Below are 20,712 nucleotides of genomic sequence, written 5' to 3' on the forward strand. Positions count from 1 at the left end.
AACGAGCGTGGGCAAGGCCCCGATCAGGCACGGATCTCGTTGAGGTAGTTGTAGATCGTGTAGCGCGTGACGTCGAGGCGCCCGGCCAGGTGGTCGACCGCGTCCTTGATGAGGAAATAACCGGCTTCGTCGAGCTCCCGGACCACCGCCGCCTTGTGCCGCTTCTTCATGAGGTCCACCGGGATCCCGGCCTTGGTCACCGCGCGGTCGACGAGGAACCGCTGCAGGCTGTCGACGTCCGGTGGGAAAGTCTCCGGCTCGCCGTTGCCGCCCGCCGATGCCGACGCGTCCACGCTGTTGACGCACAGGCAGCCGACCGCGACCCCGTCCGCGTCGCGCAGGAACAGCGTCGACGAACGGATCGCGCGGCCGTCCGGGCCGTGCGTGCGGTAGTTCGTCAGGTCCTGGGTCGTGCCGCGGCGGACCAGGCCGAGCAGCAGGTCGGTCATCGGCCCGCCGACGCTGCGGCCGGTGAGGTCGCCCGCGATCGCGACGATCGAGTCCGGCAGCCGGCTGAGGTCGTGCAGCAGCACCTCGTTGCCCGGCCCGAGCATCGCGGCGAGCCCCGGGATCGCCGGCACCAGCGCGGTCAGCACCTCGTGCGTGGTCGCGCCGGCCGCCGGGACGGCCAGCGGTTCCCGCGGCTTGGTCAGCGTCTCCAACGCCTCACGCAGCAGGTCCGCGGCCGCCGCCGGAGTCGACGCGTGCGGTGACAACCGGACGTGCTCGGGCCGCACGGTCGCCGCGATCCCGGCGGTGGCCAGCGCCGCGCCGACCTGCTCGGCCGGGTGGCCGGGCAGCGTGAACGCCAGGATTCCCGCGCGCCGTTCGGTAGCCGACACGACCTCGGCGCCGCAGGACGCCAGCACCTCCTCGAAGGATGCGATCCGCTCGGCGATCCGCGCCGCGATGGCGCCGACGCCCGCGTCCTCGACCAGTTCCAGGGCTTCGGCGAACGCGCCGGACGTGATCGGGCTGAGGTTCGAAATCGACCAGGCCTGGGCGGTGGCGTCGGGCGGGTGGATCTCGTCGTCGAACAGGCCCGGGTCGCGGGCGCCGGTCCAGCCCGACAGCACCGGATCCATCCGCTCCAAGGCGCGGTCGGACAGCACCGCGAAGCCGGTGCCCCAGCCCGCGCGCAGCCACTTCTGCCCGCCGACGACCAGGACATCGGCGACCTCCCACGGTTCCTCGACCACGCCGAAGCCCTGGATGCCGTCGACGACCAGCAGCCGGTCGCCGACGACGTCGCGCAGCGCCGCGAGGTCGGCGCGGAAGCCGGTGCGGAAGTCGACCGCGCTGACGGTGACCGTCGTGATCTCCGGGGTCAGGGCCTCGGCGACCCGCGAAGGCGTCACGTAACCGCCGGTCAGACGCCGTACGCGCAGCCGGCCGGCCTGTTCGGCCCGTGCCCACGGGTAGGTGTTGGCGGGGAACTCGGCGGCCGACACCAGGACGTCACCGCTGCTGTGGAACGCGGCCTGGAACAACCCGAGGCTGGTGTTGGGCAGCAGGACGGTGTGGTCGGTGTCCGAGCCGGACAGCCGCGCGGCGGCCGCCTTGGCGCGGATCTCCTGCCGCATCAGCTCGTCCACAGTGGACGGACCGGCCGTGGTGGCCTGGTCGAGCAGGGCGGCCGTCGTGTCGAGCACCGCGTGCGACGGCGGGCCGAACCGGGCGAAGTCGAGGTAGCCGGCGGGCTCGTCGAACTGGAGCAGGTACCGGGGCGAAATCCGCGTCACGCGAGGATCCTCGCCAGGAACTGCCGGGTGCGCTCGTGCTTCGGCGCGCTCAGCACCTCCGACGGCGGCCCGGTCTCGACGACCGCGCCGTCGGCCAGGAACACCACCTCGTCGGCGGCTTCCGCGGCGAAGCTCATCTCGTGCGTCACGACGACCATCGTCATCCCCTCCCCCGCCAACGTACTCATCACTTCCAGCACCTCCCCGACCAGCTCGGGGTCCAGCGCCGACGTCGGCTCGTCGAACAGCATCAGCTTCGGTTTCATCGCCAGCGACCGCGCGATCGCGACGCGCTGCTGCTGCCCGCCGGACAGCTGCGCCGGGTAGGCGTCGCCGCGGTGCCCGAGGCCGACGCGGTCCAGCAGCTCCAGCCCCTGCTTGCGGGCTTCGTCCGGCTTGAGGCCGAGCACCCGGATCGGCCCCTCGACGACGTTCTCCAGCGCCGTCCGGTGCGCGAACAGGTTGAACCGCTGGAACACCATGCCGATGTCCCGGCGCTGGCGGGCGACGTCGCGTTCGCGCAGCTCGTACAGCTTGCCGCCGCGCTGCCGGAAGCCGATCGCCTCGCCGTCGACCCAGATCTGGCCGGCGTCGATCGTCTCGAGGTGGTTGATGCAGCGCAGGAACGTGCTCTTCCCGGCGCCGGACGGGCCGAGCAGGCAGACGACCTGTCCCTTGTGGACTTCGAGGTCGATGCCGCCGAGGACTTCGGTGTGCCCGTAGGACTTCTTGACGCCGACGGCGCGCAGCAGCGGCTCAGACACGGGCACTCCTCACCAGCGGTACGCCGCGCAGGGCTTTTCCGGCGCGGGCGAGCGGCCCCCGGTCGGCCTGCCCGAACGAACGTTCCAGGTAGTGCTGGCCGACCCCGGCGACGGTCACCACGACCATGTACCAGACGGCCGCGGCCAGCAGCGTCTCCATGACCAGCAGGTTGTTCGACGAGATGTTGTTGGCCGCGTGGATCAGCTCGGTCACGCCGATCACCGACGCCATCGAGGTGCCCTTGAGCATGTTGATGAAGTCGTTGCCGGTCGGCGGGATGATCACGCGCATCGCCTGCGGCAGCACGACCCGGCGCAGCGTCGCGGCCGGCGTCATGCCGATCGACTTCGCCGCTTCGGTCTGCCCGCTGTCGACGCTGTTCAGCCCGGCCCGGACGATCTCGGCCATGTACGCGCTCTCGTTGAGCGCCAGGCCGAGGAACGCGGCGGTGAACGCGCTGATCAGCACGTTCGTCTGCTCGTGGACCAGGAACGGGATGTCGATGACCGGGAAGACGAGCGCCAGGTTGTACCAGAGGAGGATCTGCAACAGCACCGGCAGGCCGCGGAAGATCCAGATGTAACCGGCGGCGAACCACCGGGCGACCGGGTTGGCGCTGCGCCGCAGCAGGGCGACGACGACGCCCAGCACGATCGCGACGCCCTGCGACAGCACGGCCAGCACGACCGTGTTGAGCAGGCCGGTCGCCATCACCTTGAAGAAGACGAAGTCCGGGACCTGGCTCCACGCGATCTGCGCGTTGCCGAGGGCGATGCCCAGCAGCACCAGCAGGGCCAGGATGATCGCGGCGGCGACCCAGCGTCCCCAGTGCCTCAGCCGGACGATCGGCAGCGGTTCAGGAGCCGCCACCTCACGATCCACCATTGACCGCGGCCTCCTTGATCGCGCCCTGCTCGACGCCCCAGGCCTGCAGGATCTTGCCGTAGGTGCCGTCGGTGATCAGGGCCTGCAGCGCCTTCTGGACGGCGTCGCGCAGGGGCTGGTTCTGCTTGTTGACGCCGATGCCGTACGGGCCGCCCTCGATCGGCTCGCCGGGGACGACCTCGAAGAACTTGCCGTCGCCGGCGGTCCGGGAGATGTAGACGGCGCTGGGCAGGTCGTTGAGGATCGCCGCGACGCGGCCGGTGCGCAGCTGGTTCTGGTTCTGGTTGTCGCTGTCGGTCGCGGTGACGGTGACCGCGGGCTTGCCGGCCTGCGTGCACTTGGTGCTCTGCGCCTCGGCGAACTTCTGGTGGCTGGTGCCCTGCACGACGGCGACGTTCTTGCCGCAGAGCGCGTCCGGTCCGGTGATGCCGTCCGGGTTGCCCTTGCGGATCATGATCGTGATGCCCGAGGTGAAGTAGTCGACGAAGTCGATCTGCGCCTGGCGGGCCTTGGTGTCGTTCATGCCGGCCATGGTCAGGTCGATGCGGCCGGACTGGAGGCTGGTGATGAGCGAGCCGAACGCCATGTCCTGGTGGGACACGGTGACGCCGAGCTTGGCGGCGATCGCCTTGGCGAGGTCGACCTCGTAGCCGATCGGGGTCTTGCCGTCGGCGGCGTAGAAGTTGTTGGGCGCGGACTGCAGGTTCGACGCCAGGTGCAGGCCCGCCTGCTTGACGTTGTCCGGCAGGGCGGCGTTGAGCTGGGCGTCCTTCTGCACGCCCTGGACGATGGCCGCGGTGTCCGGGATCCCGGACGCGGGCGCGCCGGCGGCCTGCGACGTCCCGCCGGCGCCGTCCGGACCACCACCACAGGCCGTCACCAGGACGGCCAGGCTCGCGAGCAGCACTGCCTGTGCGGCACGGGAACGGGACATAACGGACCTCCACTGTTCGGCTGGCGGGAACGGTACAACTCGTTGTTGAAGAGGTCAACTCCCTGTTGAAATCCGAGCCGGTGCTAGCTTGCGCGCATGAGCCTGCGGATCGGCATCCTCGGGGCGGCCCGCATCGCCCCCGCTGCCCTGGTCAAGCCCGCTTCTTCCAGCTCCGAAGTGGACGTCGTGGCGATCGCGGCGCGTTCCCTCGAGCGCGCGCAAACGTTTGCGACCCGGCACGGCATCCCGCGGACGCACTCGTCCTACGAAGCGCTGCTCGCCGATCCGGACGTCGACGCGGTCTACAACCCGCTGCCGAACGGCCTCCACGGCCGGTGGACCCGGGCGGCGCTGGAGGCGGGCAAGCACGTGCTGTGCGAGAAGCCGTTCACGGCCAACGCGGCGGAGGCGCGCGAGATCGCCCGGGTGGCCGAGGCTTCCGGCCGCGTCGTGATGGAGGCGTTCCACTACCGCTACCACCCGCTGGCGCTGCGGGTGGAGGAGCTCGTGGCGTCGGGTGAGCTGGGGACGCTCGAGCGCGTCGAGACGGCGTTGAGCTTCCCGCTGCCGAAGTTCTCGGACATCCGCTACGACTACGCATTGGCGGGCGGCGCGACGATGGACGCGGGCTGCTACGCGGTCCACATGGCCCGGACGTTCGGCGGCGGCGAGACCCCTTCGGTGGTTTCGGCTTCCGCGAAACTGCGTTCGTCCCGCGTCGACCGGGCCATGACCGCGGAGCTGAAGTTCCCGTCGGGCCACACGGGCCGGGTGGAGTGCTCGATGTGGTCGTCGTCGCTGCTGAAGATCAGCGCGAAGGTGATCGGGTCGCGCGGGTCGATCAGCGTGGTCAACCCGCTGATGCCGCAGGCGTACCACCGGTTCTCGGTCCGCATCGGCGGCGAGCGGCGCACGGAGAAGTTCCCCCGCCGGGCAACGTATGCGTATCAGCTGGACGCGTTCGCGGCGGCGGCTCTGCGAGGCGAACCCGTGAAGACCTCCCCGGCCGACGCGATCGAGACGATGACCGTGATCGACGAGATCTACCGCGCCGCAGGACTGCCGCTGCGCGAACCCAGCTGAGCCCGCACGTCGGCGAGGGCGAAGCCGAGCAGGTCGAGGCCCCGCCAAGCGCGCGGCTTTCCGACGCAGGGGCGGTCAGCGGCGAGACCTTGCCCAGACTCGATCGATCGCGGATTCGACTGAGCAGCCCCCGTTCTCCACGCTAGCGCAAGCCACCGACAGTTCTGGGGCGCTCGAAGAGCCGCGACCGGCGGCCCGCGTCGAGGGCGCGGGTCAGCTCCTCGACACCGCGCGGGCTACCGGTCATGGCGCCTCACCCGCGCCCCATTTCGGCGGGGGGGTCCAAAGCCGTGAATGTCGCATTGAGGGACTTGAAGTCCCTCAATGCGACATTCACGGACTTGCGCCCCCTACGCCGCCACGTAGTTGCCGGACAGGATCAGCAGTACCTGGACCGTGATGCCGGTCCCGTAGTAGTCCGTCGAGTCCGGGGTCCACGACGAGACCGCCGTCCACAGCTTGTCGAGCCACGCCTGGCTGCCCGCGTCCGTCATCGCCGCCACCGCGAACGGGGCGGTGAAGCACGGGTGCTGACCGCTCTCGGTCTTCGTGCCCGACAGCGAGTAGCCGCTCTGGATCTTCGCCGGGTCACCACCCGTCGCGGACTTGATCCACGCGTTCATCTTGCGGACCTGCGCCCCGGCCGCGCTTCCGGGGAAAGAGATCGCGTCCGCGCCCAGGCGCCACGGGTCGCGGCAGGCGTTCCAGCTGTACTTGCCGTCGTACGGGCCCTCGAGGAACTCCGCCGGCGCCGGCTTCGGCGTCGAATTCGTGTTGACGACGAAGTCCGGCAGCAAACCCGTGTTCGGCGCGTACGACGACTGGAGCTGGCTCACCGCCGTCTCCGAGCGGGTGCGGACCGACGTCCAGAAGCTGTCGCCGGTCGCCGCGGCGAACGCCCGCAGGTGCCCGGGCATCCAGTCGGACGAACGCGAGCTGTTCTTGTACTCCGCGTCGTTGCCCCAGTCACCCAGCAGCGTGAACTTCGTGGTGCCGTTGACCTCGGACCTCTTGATCGCGTTGATGATCCGGACGGCCTCGGCCTTGTAGTTCACCGAGCCGGTGCTGCCCCACTTCCGGTCCGCGATCAGCAGGCCGTACGCGATTTCGAGGTCGCCGTCGGTGGCAGAGTCGCTGCCGTTGACGCTCTTGCAGTTCGAATCCTGCTCGGCCGCGTGCAGGTCCTTGTTGTTGACCGACGGGTGCGCCTTCACGAACTTCAGGATCCCGTCGACGATCGCGCGGGCCTGCGGGTCCTTCTCGGCCATCATCGCCGAGATCGTCATGCCGTACCCCTCGCCCTCGGCGACGAAGGAGTGGTCGGCGTCCTTGGACAGCACCGCGTAGGTGCCGCTGCCGCACTTGGTCGTCAGGAAGTTCTTCTTCCAGAAGTCGTAGTACTTCTGGAGCGCCTGGTCCTGTGTGGCCTGCGAGACGGACGGCCGCAGCGTCCCCGGCACGTACGGGGTACCGGCCGCGGACGCGGTGGTGGGCACGCTCAGCAGCCCGGCGGCCAGGGCGGCCGTGGCCACCACCGCCCGGACGATCTTCTTCATGAATCCTCCGACATCGTTGGCTGCGGCGATGGCGGTTCAGAGCGTGACAGACGGTTCAAGACCAGGTCAAGGCCGTTAGGAAACTTTCCTTACAATAACCGTGAGTGGCCTCACGACCGTCCGGCCACCCGGACGGACTAGCGTGGCGACCATGATGATCGACCGCGGCGCGGACTTCCGCGCCTTCTGGACCGAGCGCCGCCTGGCCACCCTGACGACGGTCCGGCCGGACGGCACCCCGCACGTCGTCGCGGTCGGCGTGACCGTGGACTTCGAGACCGGGCTCGCGCGCGTGATCACCTTCGGCACGTCCGTCAAGGCCAAGATGATCCGGGCCTCGGGCACCGAGGGCGTGCCCGTCGCGGTCTGCCAGCTCGAAGGCCCGAAGTGGTCCACTTTGGAGGGACGCGCGATCCTGCGCGACGACCCGGACTCGGTGCGGGACGCGGAAAACCGCTACGCCGCACGCTACCGGCAGCCCAAGCCGAACCCGCAGCGGGTGGTCCTGGAGATCGCGGTGAGCCGCATCCTCGGCAACGCCTGACTCCCCTAACCCTTGGACACGCCTGGGACAGCAGCCCGCCGGTCCAGCCACCGCAAGATCACCTGGTTCGTCTCGGCCGGCTTTTCCTGCTGGATCCAGTGACCGCAGTCCAGGCTCGCCACTTCCACGTCGGGCACGAACTCTTCGAGCCGTTCCGACCTCAGGACCGGGTCACGGTCGCCGTAGACCATGAGCGCGGGCTGCCGGACGACCGGGTCCACGTCGGCCAGCAGGCGCCAGTTGCGGTCGAGGTTCCGGTACCAGTTGATGCTGCTCGTGAAGCCCGTCGACTCGAAGGCGGAGACGAAGACGGCCAGTTCGCGGTCGCTCATGACGGGCTCGCCGAGGGGTGTCTCCGCCCGGGCGAGCTCGATCATCGCCATCCCCGGCCGAGGCGGTTCCGGGGGCTGGTTCTTCCGGAACAGGTTGCGCAGGAACCGGGCCGGGTGCCGGTCGAGCACGGCGTCCGCGACGCCCGGCTGCCGGTTGAAGTGGACGAAGTAGAAGTCCGCGCCGAGTACGGCCTCCATGGATTCGATCCAGGGCGTCTCTCCGCGCTCCTGGTAGGGCAGGCTCAGCGCCACCACGCCGTTCACCCGCTTCGGGTGCAGCAGGGTCAGGCCCCAGACGACGAAGGCGCCCCAGTCGTGGCCGGCGAAGGTGGCGTCCTCGTAGCCGTAGTGATCGAGGAGTGCGACGAGGTCACCCGACAGGTGCTCGATGTCGTAGTCCGTCACTTCGGCGGGACGCGACGAGTTGCCGTAGCCCCGCTGGTTCGGGACGATCACGTGGTAGCCCGCCGCGGCCAGGGCCGGTACTTGGTGGCGCCAGGAAAAGGCGTGCTCCGGCCAGCCGTGACAGAGCACGATGGGCTTTCCCGCGTTCTCCCGGCCCGCTTCGAAGACCTCGAGTTCCACGCCGTTGACGGAGACAAGGGTGGGTGCCGGGAAGTCGGTCGGATCGACCATGGCGTTTCCTCTCTGTCGTTCGGCGCGTCCGCGACGGCCGATGTGGTCAGGTCGCCATCGTGCCGACCGAAACAGGTCATCCCGTGACCGGTTTCCTGTGGGAGTGTGGGCGGTGTGCGAGCCGACCGGCTGATGGCCGTCCTTCTGCTGCTGCAACAGCGCGAACAGCTGACGGCAGCCGACGTCGCGCGGGAGCTGGAGGTGTCCGAGCGCACCGCCCGCCGTGACTTCGACGCCCTGGCCATGGCCGGCGTGCCCGTCTACTCGATCCAGGGCCGGGGCGGCGGCTGGCGCCTCGTGGGCGGCGCGCGCACCGACCTGTCCGGGCTGACCGCGGGCGAGGCGCGCGCCCTGTTCCTGGTCGCCGGCCCGGCCTCGGCCGCGACGCCGGCCGTGAAGGCGGCGCTGCGCAAGCTCGTGCGGGCCCTGCCGGAGCCTTTCCGGGGGCCGGCCGAGGCAGCGGCGGCGTCACTGGTCACGGACCCGCAACGGTGGGGCTCGGGCCGGATCGAGCACCGGCCGCCGCCTCGCTTCCTCGACGAGCTGCAGGACGCGGTGATCCACGGTGTCCAGGTGCGGCTCGGCTACGTCGACAGCACCGGCGCCGAAACCGGGAGAACCGTCCACCCGCTGGGCATCGTCGCCAAAGGCCCGTTGTGGTACCTGGTCTGCGACACCGAAGCGGGCCGGCGGACCTTCCGGATCGACCGCGTTTCGTCCGCCGACCCGACCGGCGATCCCGTGCACCGGCCCGGCGGATTCGACCTCGCCGAGAGCTGGCGCGAAATCGCCGACGAGGTCGACCGCCGGCGGACGCCCCTCGAGATCCAGGCGACCTGCACGGTCAGCGGGATGGCCCGGCTCCGGATGGTGCTCGGCGACCGGCTCGAGATCGGCGGCTCCACGACCGACGGCCGCATCGAGGTCGTGATCCGCGGCTACAACGAGTACGCGCTCGCCGGCGAGCTCGCCGGGCTGGTCGAATGGCTGGAGGTGACCGGCCCCGCGGGTGTGCGAGACCGCCTGGCCTCGATCGGCGCCGCACTCGTCGAGCGGTACGGCTGAGACGGCCTTCAGAGGGCTGTACGCCGGCCCGCGCGGGCGTGCACCAGCCGCGTGTACTCCGCCAGCAGGGTCGCCAGCTCGCTGTGCTCCCCCGCCGACGCCAGCTGCTGGTGCCCCACCAGCATCGCCATGCCCAGGGACGTCAGCGTCCGCGCGAGGTCGCGGTCGCCGACGATGCCCTTGACCGCCCGGCCGACCGTCCGCAGCCGCGCGGAGTCGACGCGTTTCTGCGCCGCCCGCACGGTTTCGTCGTTCGCCGCCCACGCGCGGATGGCGGCCTCGGCTTCGTGCGGCAGCCCGAGCGTCAGGTCCATCAGCGCGGCGAAGTCCGCCGACGGGCCGCCGCTGCCGAAGTTGCGTTCGCGCAGGATGAGCACCTGCCGGTTCTCCCAGTGGTCCAGGAGCTGCTCCACGAAGCCCGGCCAGCCGCCGAAGTGGTGGTAGAACGATCCGCTCGTCACGCCGAGGTCGCGGCACAGCCGGCCGACGTTCAGCTCGGTGAACCCGTGTTCCGCCAGCACGTCCAGCGCGGCCGCGAAGTACGCCTGCCGCCTGACCGGGGGCATCAGACGTTCCGGTCCCGGTCCCGCCAGTACGGTTCGCGCAGCGAGCGCTTGAGGATCTTGCCGGTCGCGTTGCGCGGCAACGCTTCCACGACGTCGACGCTGCGCGGGCACTTGTAGTGGGCCAGGCGCTCGCGGCAGAACTCCATCAGCTTGTCGGCGTCGAGCTGGTCACCGGCGACGACGGCCTTGACCTGCTCGCCCCACCGGTCGTCCGGCACGCCGATCACGGCGACCTCGGCCACGCCGGGGAACTCCGCGACGACGCGCTCGACCTCGGGCGAGTAGACGTTCTCACCGCCGGTGATGATCATGTCCTTGACGCGGTCCTCGAGGAAGAGGAACCCGCCGTCGTCGAGACGGCCGACGTCGCCGGTGCGCACCCAGCCGTCCACGATGGTCTCCGCGGTCGCCTCCGGCTTGCCGAGGTAGCCGGCCATCCGCTGCTCGGTGCGGATCCAGACCTCGCCGGTGGCGCTGTCTTCGAGGGTCACCGGGTCGACGATCCGGATGTCCACACCGGACAGTGCGGTGCCCGCCGACGCCAGCCGCTCGGGGCGCGAGGCGTCCCGGTGCGCCTCCGGATCGAGCGCGGTGACCGCGCCGGACAGCTCGGTCATGCCGTAGACCTGCGCGAACTTGACGTCCGGCCAGGCGGCGAGCACCGTGCGCAGCAACGGGAGCGGCATCGGCGAAGCGCCGTAGCAGAGGTACTTCAGCCGGGAGAACGCCTTGAGCGCGGCCTCGCCGGCCTGCGCGATCCCGGCGACCACGGCGGGTACCAGGAAGGCGTGCGTGATCCCGGCCCGCAGCGCCGCGAACAGCGACGCCGCGTCCGGCTCGCGGGTCAGGTAGGACGGCTCGCCGTAGAGGAAACCGGAAACGGCGTAGCAGCTGCCGCCGACGTGGAACAGCGGCATCGCGACGAGGTTGACGTCGCCCGGGCCGATCGGGAACGCGGTGCCGGCGGCGAGGCCGTGGGCGATGACGCTGCGGTGCGTGAGCACCGCGCCCTTCGGGAAGCCGGTGGTACCGCTGGTGTACATGATCAGGACACCGTCGTCTTCGTCGAGCCCGGACCCGGTGTACGGCCCGGCGCCCGTCAGGAACGGCTCGTACTCGTCGTGGTCCCCGCCGACGACGATCACGCGTTCCAGCGCCGGCAGCCGGTCGCGGACCGCGTCGAGGGCGGGCACGAGCTCGGCGCCGACGAAGACCACCTTCGCGCCCGCGTCCGCGAGGACGTACGCCAGTTCGTCGCCGGAAAGCCGCCAGTTGACCACCGCGTTCGCGGCACCGACGCCGGCCGCCGCGAAGGTCGTCTCCAGGCAGGCGGGGTGGTTCTTGTCGACGAAGGCGACCCGGTCACCGCGGGTGACCCCGGCGCCCGCGAGCGCACCCGACAGCCGGCGGACCCGCTCGTCGAACTCCGCCCAGGTCCAGGACCGGTCGCCGAAGATCAGCGCGGTGTCACCGGATCGTTCGCGCGCCCAGTGGGCCAGGAGCTCGCCGAACAGCCGGACCCGGGGGCGGACGTCTTCGGGCATGGCGGGGCTCCTTCGGCCGGCGCTGGACCATAGACCGCTCTATGGTGCGGCGCGGCCCGCCGGGCGTCAATACCGGACAACGATGACCGGAACGCCCGGTCCGCCCGTTTGTTCTTGCCGCGTCAGGCGCCGAACCGGCGGCGGGCGGTCTCGATGTCCCCGAGGTACCGCTGCGTCCAGCCGCACATCGCGTCGACGGTCGCGCGCAGCCCCTGCCCCGGTTCGGTGAGGGTGTACTCGACCCGCGGCGGCACGGTCGGGTGCACCTCGCGCTCGATGAGCCCGTTGCGCTCCAGCATGCGCAGGTTCTGGGTGAGCATCTTGTGGCTGATGCCCTCGACCGCGTCCCGCACTTCGCTGAAGCGGAGGGTGCCGTCGCCGATGGTCTCGATGATCAGCAACGCCCACTTGTTGGCGACGTCCGAGAAGATCTCCCGCGCGAGGGAATCCGCCCGCGAAAGGTCCGCGTCCTGCTTGGTCACCATCTGGTTCCCCCGTCACCGAAAAGTGCCTTCTTCCGTACCGCCCAGCACTCTCCTACGGTTCCTGGGTAACCACAAGAGACCACGGAGGAAAAGTGGCTGTCACCCTGGTGAATCCCCGCGAGCTGCCCGAGATCGACGTCTACCACCAGGTGGCGATCGCGTCCGGGACGAAACTGGTGTTCGTCGCCGGGCAGGTCGCCTGGGACACGGAAAACGACCTCGCCGCGCAGGTCGAGCAGTGCTACGTCAACGTCGGCGCGGCCCTGGGCGCGGCCGGCGGTTCGTTCGACGACGTCGTGAAACTGACCTGCTACGTCGTCGACTGGACGCCGGACAAGATGCCCGCGCTCCTCGACGGGATCGCCCGGGGCAGCGCGAAGCTGGGGACCACCGCGAAGCCGCCCGCCAGCCTCATCGGCGTGGCCGCGCTCGACGTCCCCGAGCACCTCGTCGAGGTCGAAGTCACCGCGGTGCTCTAGGCGAACAGCGACAGCAGACCCTCGGTCGAGCGCACCACGACGTGGGCCGCGGTGCGCTCGGCGTGGGGCCGGTCCGGCCGTTCCGCCTCGTGCCGCCAGCGCCGCAGCGCGTCCAGGCCCGCGTCGTAGATGTCGCCCGGGTCCGCGTCCGGCTCCAGGTTCAGGCGGTCGGCCGGGGACGTGCCCTGGGCGCCCAGCAACCTGACCGCCTCCTCCGCCGGCTCGCCGGACAGCGCCGTGCGGCCGCCGCGGATGTCGGCGATCAGGCGCAGCTCGCGGAAGTCGTGCGCGGCCGCCGCGAACCGCTCCACCCGGGACACCAGCCGGTCGCCGCCCGGGCGGGGCTGCGCCGCCAGCAGCGCCTCCAGCCGGATGATCGCCGTGCGGGCCTTCAACGCCTCGGCCCGCGCCACGAAGCACCCGGCGAGGGTGTCCCGCAGTTCGCCGAGACCGCTGCGGCGAAGCAGCTCCGCCGACAGCTTGACGCGGTCGTCGCAGCCCGTGCGGATCAGCGTCAGCGCCAGGCGGACGCCGAACATCCCGAACCGCACGACCAGCGACCGCCGCGTCTCGACCGGGATCGGGCCGGGGAACGCGGGATCCGTGAACGAATCCACCGAAAGCACGTGCCGTTCCAGCTCTTCGCGCGGCACTGCGGCGAAGGCCGCCAGGAGGTCGAACTCGTCGTCGCGCAGGGACCGGCCGCCGTAGGCCAGCTGCCCGGCGACGGCGATGACGCCCAGGAAACCCGTGCACAGCGGGTCTTCGCGCCAAGCGCGGCGCGCGAGCTGCTTCGCGGTCAGCAACGCGTCGATGCGGCCCGCGCCGACCTCGTCGGCCCGCGACAGCACCAGGACCGAGTTGACCGCGCTCTGCCGCGCGAACGCCGAGCCACCCGGCGGGTGAGCCGCCGAGAGCTCGTCCGGTTCGAGGTGGCGCACGAGCCGGACCGTCGCGTCCGGGAGGTCGTCGGCCGGGCCGGGATCGTCCAGCAGGACGAGGTCGCGCAGCGCGCGCGTCGGCCATTCGCCCAGCGCGGCGGCGAGCGTCGTCTTGCCCGACGACGGCGCCCCGGTGAACCCGACGCGCAGCGGCTGCTCCAGCCGGTTCAAGCAGTCGTGCAGGACCGCCGAAGCACGCGGGTCGTCGCGGTAGAGGCCCGCCGCGGCGTGCAGCAGGTCGCGGACATCCTGCGTCACGCCGAAAGCTCCTTCGGCTTCCGCCCGGCGATCGTGCCGAGCTCGCCCGCGCGCTGGTGCAGCCCGGCCAGGCGGTCGATCTCCCGGCGGATGTGCCCGGTCTTGCGCTCGCGCTCGGCGGTGCCGGCCACGATCATCTCGCGCTCGCGCGTCAGCTCGTCCGCCAGGTCCTCGGCCAGTCCGGTGAAGTGGTCGCGCAGCCGCCGCTGGACGATGCGGATCCCGTCGCGGAACTCCTTGCTGTAGCGCAGGAAGACGTCGTCGACGTGGCGTTGCGCGGCCTGCTTGGCGACGGCCTGGCGCCGCTGCAGCCGCATCCCGCCCTCGTCGCGGATGGTCTTCACCGCGAACGCCGCGCCGGCGCTGAGCGACACCGGGTTGATCAGCGGCAGGCCCAGCCACGGCAGGCTGGTGACCAGGCCGAACATCAGCACCCCGCCGTACGAGCCGCGCAGGCCGGTGAAGGCCTGCTGGCCGATCTTGAACTTCTCGATCTTCGGGCGCCGGACGTCGTCGAGGCGGTCGATACCCGAACCGTCGAGCGGCAGTTCGGGCAGCGCGCGGTCGTACTGGGCGCCGAAGCACGCCGCGACCGCCTGCGCGGTCCACTGCGCCCGCTCGGCCAGCCACGCGTAGTTCGTTTCGACGGCATCGGCCAGGGTCTCGTCCAGCCACGACGCGAACTCGTCCCACACCTTGGCCGGGTCGCCCTCGTCGAAGGTCTGGTCGATGGTGTTGACGATCTTGCGCGTCCGCTCGCGCAGGTCGTACTCGACGTCACCGAGCAGGTCGGTGATCTCGTCGGAAAGCAGGTTCTGCCACCGGGTGTTCTGCCGCCGCAGGTCGTCGGCACGGCGTTGCGCACGCTGCAGCAACGCGGCCTGCCCGAGCCCGGCGTCTTGGGCGGCGGTATCAACGCGGTCGCGCAGCGACTCCACGAGCTCCGCCGCCGCGGCACGCACGCCGACGGCGGCGAGCAGGGCGCGCGACTGCTCCGGCGGCCGCGCGGCCTGCTCGGCGATCCACGTGAGCAGCTCGGGAAAGCCCGACCGCGTGTTCAGCTCGGCGTCCCCGGTCTTCGCGGCGGCTTGGCGCACGACGGCCGAAACCGGCAGCACGGGCGCGTCGATCCCCGCTTCGGCGAGCATCCCGCGGTCGCGTTCGGCCACCGCGCGCCACCCGGGGGAAGCGTCGATCTTGGTGAGCGCCAGCACGACGTGCGGGCACCAGGTGCGGACGTGCCGGGCCAGCGCGAGCTCGGCGGCGCTGAGCGGCGCGGTCGCGTCGGAGACGAGGATCACGGCGTCCGCGTCGGCGAGCAGGTCGAGCGCGGCGGCGGTGCGCGGCGACCGCGGGTCGCCGACCGGCGGGGTGTCCACGAGGACGAGCCCGGCGGAAAGGAGTTCGCGCGGCACGCCGACCTCGACGCGGCTGAGCGTGCCGGCGGGCCGGGCGCCGAGCTCACCGGTGAGCCGGTCGACCGCGACGGGAGTCCGTTCGAGGGAGCGGCCGACCAGGGTGGCGGCGGGCTCGGGGGCGTAGCCGATTTCGGTGGGGACTTCGGGGGTCGGGGCGTCGCCGACCGCGCACACGGGCGCGTTCAGCACCGCGTTGAGCAGGTATCCCTTGCCCTGTTTGGGGAATCCGAGCACGCCGAGCCGGATCTGCCCCTCGGGGGCGTCACGACGTCTGCGGAGGCGCTCGGCGAGATCGGCGCGGCCGTGCGTGCGGCACGCGTCCAACGTCTCGTTGAGCACTTCGAGCCAAGCCGGTGCGGTCACAGCGGACGAGTGTCCCCGGTTTACTCCCCGTGCGCACACCGGGTGCCCGTCCCGCGGCTGCACCCAGACCGCGGGACGGGCACCGGTGACCGGTTCGGGGATCAGTGCCCGAGGTGGATGTCGTTGTGGCCGAGGTCGCCGACGTGGATGTTGCCCAGCGCGTTGTGGCTGAGGTTGTCAGTGACGCCCGAAACGACGTCGTGCACCGCGTCGACACCGTTGTTGCTGGCGATGTCGCCGACCGCGTTGTGGTCGACGCCGACCGCGCCCGTCACCGTGGTGACGGTGTTGTGGGTGATGTCGCCGACGGTGTTCTGGACAGCGCTGGTCAGGTCGCCGCCGACGTGCTTGACGTCGAGGTCGCCGACGTGCTTCAGCGTGCTGCCGAGGTCACCGACGTGGCTGGTGACGTCGCCGGCGGCGGTGCCGGTGACCGCACCGGCGAAGTCGCCGGTGCCGACGGTGGAGACCGCGTTGGTGACCGTGTGGCCGACCTCGCCGACCACGTTGTGGCCGTCGACCGCACCCGTGACCGCGCCGGTGACGGCGTTGCCGAGACCGCCGACCGAGCCCGCGTCGATGCTCTGCGCGAGGTCGCCGCCGAGGCCGAACGAGTTGGTGACGTCGCTCGCGATCGTGGTGACGCTGGCGGCGTTGTTGGTGATGTCGGTCACGCTGGAGAGCGGGTGGCCGAGGCCGCCCACCGCCGGCAGGCCGAGGTCGCCCACGCCCGGCAGCGAGCCGCCGAGGTCGCCGACACCCGGCAGCTCCGGGACGGCCGGCAGGCCGAGGCCCGCGGTGAGGGCGGTGAGCTGGTCGATCGCACCCTGGATGCCGGGGGCGTCGGTGCCGACCGAGGACAGGTCGCCGACGACGGGCAGGGCACCGACGGCCGGGAGGCTGTCGACCGGGACGAAGTCGAGCACCAGCGGGATGACCTCGTGCACGTCGGCGGCGCTGACGTCGCCGAGACCGGCGGCAGCGAGGGCGCCCTGCGGGTCCGTCCCGAACGCCGCGAGGGCGGTCGGGTCGTTGAGCAGGTTCAGCGCGAAATCGTGCAACGTCTGCACGGAGTCCATGGGGTTTCTCCTGATCCGGTGATTCGGGGGACGGCATCGGCCGCAAGGACCGCTGCTCCGTCATCAAGCTAGGGAGCCGGTCCCCCCACGCACATCGGGGATCACTCCGAGTTGCGGGTCAGTCAGCCGATAGGGGATCGATATGTCATCGTTAGGGAGTTAGGGGCTCATCCGAGACGCGCTCAGTTGGGTTAAATCCCTCCAGACCCTTGATTGACTAACCCGTCTGGGTGAGGATGCCCCGAGCCCTAGGGGGATTCGGTGCCCCCGATCGGCCCCCGCGAGGTGAGGAGGAAGCGCCGTTGCCCTACGTCCTCGGGATCGACGTGGCACAAGGGCGGACCCACGCCGCGACCTGCCGCCGTCTCGGCCCCGGCTGGGGCGAACCCGAACCGCTCTGGCTGGGTGACCGGACCCCGGCCGCCGCGTCCGCGCTGTTCCTGGACGACGAGGGGTACCTGCTCACCGGCGACGCGGCCGCGCAGGCGGGCACCCGGGTCCCGTCCCGGCTGCTCACCGGCTTCCACCGGCGGATCGGCGACGACGTCCCGATGCTCGTCGAAGGCGAGGCGTTCCCGCCCGAGACGCTGACCACCGTGCTCGTCGAAAGCATCGCCGAGCACGCCGCGAACCAGTTCGGCGGCGCCCCGCAGCACCTGGTGCTGACCCACCCCGGCGACTGGGGCGGCTACCGCCGTGACGTGCTGCGCCGCGCCCTGGCCGACGCCGGGTTCACCGCGGTCACGCTGGTTCCCGGCTCGATCGCCGCGCTCGGCGCGCACCTGCCCGTCCCCGGACCCGGCGCCACCGCGGCCGGGGTCTGCGAGTTCGGCGCCGACGGCGTGAACGTCACGCTGGCCACGGCGACCGGCGCGAGCGGCTGGCAGCCGGCCGCGAGCGCCGAAGGCGTGGCCCCGGCCGCGGCGCTCAGCACGCTGTTCGCCCTCGCGAGCGCGGCGTCGACGTCCCCCAAGGGACTCGCCGGCGTGGTGTTCTGCGGCGACGTCCCGCCGCACGCGCTGCCGGCCCGGCCGCCGTGCCCGGTGTTCGCGGGACCGGTTCCGCCGGCGACCACCGCCCTCGGTGCGGCGGCCGTCGCGGCGCTGCGCGTGGACCACCGGGGCGCCCCGCACGAACCCCCCGCCGTCGAGACCACCCTGCTCCCCCAGGTGGACACGCTCGGTGACCTCGGCGAGCGCCCGCCCCGGCCGCCGGTCGACATCACGCCGTTCGAGCTGCCCGAAAAGAGCAGCCCGATGAACCTGTTCCGGCGGCGCCGCCCCCTCGCCGCCGCGGTCCTCGTGCTCGCCGCGGCCATCTCGGCCGTCGTCATCACCGTCACCGCCCGCGAAGCCACCGCCGGCCCCGACTCCTCCTCCCCCGCCCCGAGCCACTGCGCCCCTTCCGGTGAAGGTCACTGTTGAACACTCTGCTTTCGCAGGCTTCCCCGTCTCGCACCGTCCCGGTGCACCCGGCGGCGCGGCAGCTGCTGGACCAGGTCACGGCCGACCCGGCCGCGCCGCTGCGGCTGGCCGTCGTCGCGCCCGGCGGGTACGGCAAGAGCGTGCTGCTCGCCGCGCTCGACCGCTGCTACCGCGCGGCCGGCGTCGAGGCCCTGCTGGTCGACGACGCCGACCGGCTCGGTGCCGACCAGCTCGAAGAGCTGCTGACCGGTGCGGACGGGCCCATCGTCGTCGCGCACCGGCCGGCCGCGGTGGCGTCCAGCTGGACGCTGCTGCAGCTCGGCCCCCTGGGCGTCGAGGACATCGCGCGGATGATCTCGGCGGTGACGGGATCGCCCGCCGAGCCCGCGGCGGCGGCCGAGCTGCACGCGCGCAGCGGCGGGGTGCCACGGCTGGCCGAGCGGGAGCTGCTCGGGCGGATGGAGGACTTCCGGCCGGAGCTGGACGAGCTCGACGACGACGTCCTGCGCTACCTGATCGCGGCCGAAGCCGGGGCGGGGCGCAACCTCGACCTGCTGTGCGCGTTGCTCGACCGCACCCCCGACCAGCTGCCGGCGATCGTCGACGCCGCCCGCGCGACCGGACTGCTCGGCCCGGACGACGCGCTGCTGCCGCTGGCCGCGGCCGCGGTCCGGGACTTCGGGCCGCCCGCGCGCCGGCTGACGACGGTGCAGCGGCTCGTCGAGCTGCAGCTGGCGAACGGCCTGCCGGTGCTCGACCTGGCGCGCTCGCTGCTGGGCACGGGCAGTTCCGGCGCGTCCGCGGCGGCGGCGTTCGCCGCGGCGGCAGCGGAAGCCCTCCCGGCCGACGCACGGCTGGCGACCCGGCTGTTCGAGGCCGCGGCGGAAGCGGGCGACCGGTCCCCGGCGGTCACGGCAGGCTGGGCCCGCGCGACGGCGTTGTCGGGCGACCTCGACACGGCCCTGCGCCTCGGCGACGGAATGCTCGGCGCGGCCGACCCCGAGACTCGCGCGGCCGGCGCGGCGATCGCGGCCACGGTGCTGGCGCATCGGGGCGAGCTGGCGCGTAGTGCGGAGCTGTACCACTGGGCTTCGCGCAGCGCGGAGACTTTCGGCCTCCCCGGTGGGGCCGGCCAGCCGGCGGGTACCGAAGTCCCCGGCGCGACCGGGCTCGCCGGCGCCGGGCACCCTGGCGGCGCCCCGGACCGTGCGGGCGCCGGACTTTCCGGCAGCGCCGGGCACCACTCGGGGTCGGGGCTTCCCGCGGGCGCCGGGCTCCCGGGCAGCACCGGATTCCCCACCGGCACCAGGCTCCTCGGCGCGGGCACCTGGGCGGGCGCCGACGCGTTCGCCGCGATCGCGCTGGTCGGCACCGGCGACGTCGACGGCGCCCGGCGGCTCCTCGACGCCCCGGCGCCCGGCGTCGCCCCGACGTTGTTCGCCGGCGCGGCCACCCGGATGGCCCGCGGCATCGCCGATTCGGTGTCCGGCTGCGCGACGGAGACGTTGTCGACCCTGCTCGGCGCGGCGGCGATGCTCGAGCCGGCGCTGGGCGGCACGCTGCTGCCGGACAGCCCGGCGGCGCTGGCGGCGCTCGCCGCGCTCCACACGGGCGAGCTGGCGCTGGCGGAGCCGGTCCTGACCCGGGCGCTGGACGGCGGAATCGGCGGCGACCTGCTGTCGGTGCGGCACCGCCTGCTGCTGGGCTGGGTCGCGATGACGGCGGGCGACCTCGCGACGGCGGCCGAACACCGCGACGCCGTCGCCGGCCGCACGCTGGAGGCCCGCGACGAGCTGTTCTTCGCGACGCTGGAGCTCGGCTTGGCGCGCCGGGCCAGCGATCTGGTGGGGTTGCAGCGGTCGTGGCACCGCGCGTACCAGGCGTCGATGCGGCAGCAGACGGACCTGTTCACCCTGTTGCCGCTGGGCGAGCTGGCGATCGCGGCGGCCCGCACGGGCGCGTTCGCGAAGATCTCGGGTCAGCTCGAACGAGCCCACGCACTGCTGGCGCGTCTCGGCGAGCCTCCACTGTGGACGGTATCGCTGGTGTGGCACGAGCTCCACGCGGCGATCACCCTGGAGGACGCGGACGCGGCGAAGGCGCACCTGGCGACGTTGGCGACGCACGCCCACTGCGGCCGTCACCCGAGCGCGCTGGCCACGGCGGCCCGCTGCTGGCTGTCGGTCCTGAGCGGAACGTTCGACCCGGACACGATCGCGGCGGCGGCGGCCGAGATGCACGACCTGGGCCTGCGCTGGGACGCGGCCCGCCTGGCCGGCCAGGCGGCGATCCGCACGTCCGACCGCAAGGCGATGGTCCAGCTGCTGGAGGCGGCCCGCCAGTTCCAGGGAACGGCGGCCCGCCGCGAGCCGGGAACCTCGGAGCCGGCGGCGGCCGGAACGGGCTTGGCGGCCTTGAGTGAGCGAGAGCTCGAAGTGGCCCGCCTGATCGTCGAGGGGCTGACGTACAAGCAGGCGGGTTCGAAGCTGTTCATTTCCGGGAAGACGGTGGAGCACCACATGGCCCGGATCAGGGGAAAGCTGGGAGCGGCGGACCGCCGGGAGTTGCTCGCGACGTTGAGGGAGCTGCTTTCCCGCCCGGACGCCCCGTAGA

General features: G+C 72.1%; 18 protein-coding genes. 6 read left to right on the forward strand and 12 right to left on the reverse strand.

Annotated features, from left to right (window positions below; all coding sequences use genetic code 11):
- Positions 1-23 precede the first annotated feature (23 nt).
- Genes ACZ4TR_RS32865 through ACZ4TR_RS32880 form a run of 4 tightly spaced genes read right to left on the reverse strand, consistent with a single transcriptional unit; the run spans position 24 to position 4,326 of the window.
- Positions 24-1,742 (reverse strand): aminotransferase class V-fold PLP-dependent enzyme, encoded by a 1,719-nt coding sequence (locus ACZ4TR_RS32865; protein ID WP_465291495.1) that lies wholly within the window; start codon positions 1,740-1,742, stop codon positions 24-26.
- Positions 1,739-2,506 carry an amino acid ABC transporter ATP-binding protein gene (locus tag ACZ4TR_RS32870; RefSeq protein WP_364515076.1) on the reverse strand — a complete coding sequence of 256 codons (768 nt, stop codon included), beginning with the start codon at positions 2,504-2,506 and terminating at the stop codon, positions 1,739-1,741. The genes ACZ4TR_RS32865 and ACZ4TR_RS32870 overlap by 4 nt, the downstream gene beginning before the upstream one ends.
- Positions 2,499-3,377, reverse strand: a complete 879-nt coding sequence (locus ACZ4TR_RS32875) for an amino acid ABC transporter permease (RefSeq protein ID WP_465291996.1) — start codon at positions 3,375-3,377, stop codon at positions 2,499-2,501. Before ACZ4TR_RS32875 ends, ACZ4TR_RS32870 begins: the two co-directional genes overlap by 8 nt.
- Position 3,378: 1 nt before the next feature.
- A complete protein-coding gene (locus tag ACZ4TR_RS32880) occupies positions 3,379-4,326 on the reverse strand; it encodes an ABC transporter substrate-binding protein (RefSeq protein WP_465291497.1) in 948 nt (315 codons plus the stop codon).
- Between the two features lie 96 nt (positions 4,327-4,422).
- On the opposite strand from ACZ4TR_RS32880, the gene ACZ4TR_RS32885 reads away from it, so the two are divergent.
- Positions 4,423-5,409 carry a Gfo/Idh/MocA family protein gene (locus tag ACZ4TR_RS32885; protein ID WP_465291499.1) on the forward strand — a complete coding sequence of 329 codons (987 nt, stop codon included), beginning with the start codon at positions 4,423-4,425 and terminating at the stop codon, positions 5,407-5,409.
- Between the two features lie 350 nt (positions 5,410-5,759).
- On the opposite strand, the gene ACZ4TR_RS32890 is transcribed toward ACZ4TR_RS32885, so the two are convergent.
- Positions 5,760-6,965 carry a glycosyl hydrolase family 8 gene (locus tag ACZ4TR_RS32890; RefSeq protein ID WP_465291501.1) on the reverse strand — a complete coding sequence of 402 codons (1,206 nt, stop codon included), beginning with the start codon at positions 6,963-6,965 and terminating at the stop codon, positions 5,760-5,762.
- 151 nt (positions 6,966-7,116) lie between these two features.
- Between ACZ4TR_RS32890 and ACZ4TR_RS32895 the strand changes: the two genes are divergently transcribed.
- Positions 7,117-7,509, forward strand: coding sequence for a TIGR03618 family F420-dependent PPOX class oxidoreductase (locus tag ACZ4TR_RS32895; RefSeq protein ID WP_465291502.1), 393 nt, complete (start codon positions 7,117-7,119; stop codon positions 7,507-7,509).
- Positions 7,510-7,514: 5 nt separating this feature from the next.
- On the opposite strand, the gene ACZ4TR_RS32900 is transcribed toward ACZ4TR_RS32895, so the two are convergent.
- Complete coding sequence (locus tag ACZ4TR_RS32900) at positions 7,515-8,477, reverse strand: alpha/beta fold hydrolase (RefSeq protein ID WP_465291504.1); 963 nt, start codon at positions 8,475-8,477, stop codon at positions 7,515-7,517.
- A 114-nt stretch (positions 8,478-8,591) separates the two neighbouring features.
- Between ACZ4TR_RS32900 and ACZ4TR_RS32905 the strand changes: the two genes are divergently transcribed.
- Positions 8,592-9,542, forward strand: a complete 951-nt coding sequence (locus tag ACZ4TR_RS32905; protein ID WP_465291506.1) for a helix-turn-helix transcriptional regulator — start codon at positions 8,592-8,594, stop codon at positions 9,540-9,542.
- An 8-nt stretch (positions 9,543-9,550) separates the two neighbouring features.
- Here ACZ4TR_RS32905 and ACZ4TR_RS32910 read toward each other — a convergent pair whose 3' ends face one another.
- From ACZ4TR_RS32910 to ACZ4TR_RS32920, 3 genes are all read right to left on the reverse strand, one after another.
- Positions 9,551-10,108, reverse strand: a complete 558-nt coding sequence (locus ACZ4TR_RS32910) for a TetR/AcrR family transcriptional regulator (RefSeq protein WP_465291508.1) — start codon at positions 10,106-10,108, stop codon at positions 9,551-9,553.
- On the reverse strand, positions 10,108-11,652 hold the full coding sequence (locus tag ACZ4TR_RS32915; RefSeq protein WP_465291510.1) for an acyl-CoA synthetase: 1,545 nt from the start codon (positions 11,650-11,652) through the stop codon (positions 10,108-10,110). Before ACZ4TR_RS32915 ends, ACZ4TR_RS32910 begins: the two co-directional genes overlap by 1 nt.
- Before the next feature lie 122 nt (positions 11,653-11,774).
- Positions 11,775-12,137, reverse strand: coding sequence for a winged helix-turn-helix transcriptional regulator (locus ACZ4TR_RS32920; protein WP_364515107.1), 363 nt, complete (start codon positions 12,135-12,137; stop codon positions 11,775-11,777).
- A 92-nt stretch (positions 12,138-12,229) separates the two neighbouring features.
- On the opposite strand from ACZ4TR_RS32920, the gene ACZ4TR_RS32925 reads away from it, so the two are divergent.
- On the forward strand, positions 12,230-12,616 hold the full coding sequence (locus tag ACZ4TR_RS32925; RefSeq protein ID WP_465291512.1) for a RidA family protein: 387 nt from the start codon (positions 12,230-12,232) through the stop codon (positions 12,614-12,616).
- Here ACZ4TR_RS32925 and ACZ4TR_RS32930 read toward each other — a convergent pair.
- From ACZ4TR_RS32930 to ACZ4TR_RS32940, 3 genes are all read right to left on the reverse strand, one after another.
- Complete coding sequence (locus ACZ4TR_RS32930) at positions 12,613-13,815, reverse strand: GTPase (protein WP_465291514.1); 1,203 nt, start codon at positions 13,813-13,815, stop codon at positions 12,613-12,615. The two genes, ACZ4TR_RS32925 and ACZ4TR_RS32930, sit on opposite strands and share 4 nt — an antisense overlap.
- On the reverse strand, positions 13,812-15,596 hold the full coding sequence (locus ACZ4TR_RS32935) for a P-loop NTPase family protein (protein WP_465291515.1): 1,785 nt from the start codon (positions 15,594-15,596) through the stop codon (positions 13,812-13,814). Before ACZ4TR_RS32935 ends, ACZ4TR_RS32930 begins: the two co-directional genes overlap by 4 nt.
- A 101-nt stretch (positions 15,597-15,697) precedes the next feature.
- Entirely contained in the window at positions 15,698-16,675 is a 978-nt protein-coding gene (locus ACZ4TR_RS32940; protein WP_465291517.1) for an IniB N-terminal domain-containing protein, read from the reverse strand.
- 302 nt (positions 16,676-16,977) lie between these two features.
- Between ACZ4TR_RS32940 and ACZ4TR_RS32945 the strand changes: the two genes are divergently transcribed.
- Together ACZ4TR_RS32945 and ACZ4TR_RS32950 are read left to right on the forward strand one after the other, a co-directional pair.
- Complete coding sequence (locus ACZ4TR_RS32945; protein WP_465291519.1) at positions 16,978-18,099, forward strand: molecular chaperone DnaK; 1,122 nt, start codon at positions 16,978-16,980, stop codon at positions 18,097-18,099.
- On the forward strand, positions 18,096-20,711 hold the full coding sequence (locus tag ACZ4TR_RS32950; RefSeq protein WP_465291521.1) for a helix-turn-helix transcriptional regulator: 2,616 nt from the start codon (positions 18,096-18,098) through the stop codon (positions 20,709-20,711). The genes ACZ4TR_RS32945 and ACZ4TR_RS32950 overlap by 4 nt, the downstream gene beginning before the upstream one ends.
- Position 20,712: the final 1 nt, after the last annotated feature.

The sequence above is a fragment of the Amycolatopsis sp. NPDC028719 genome (assembly GCF_055565395.1).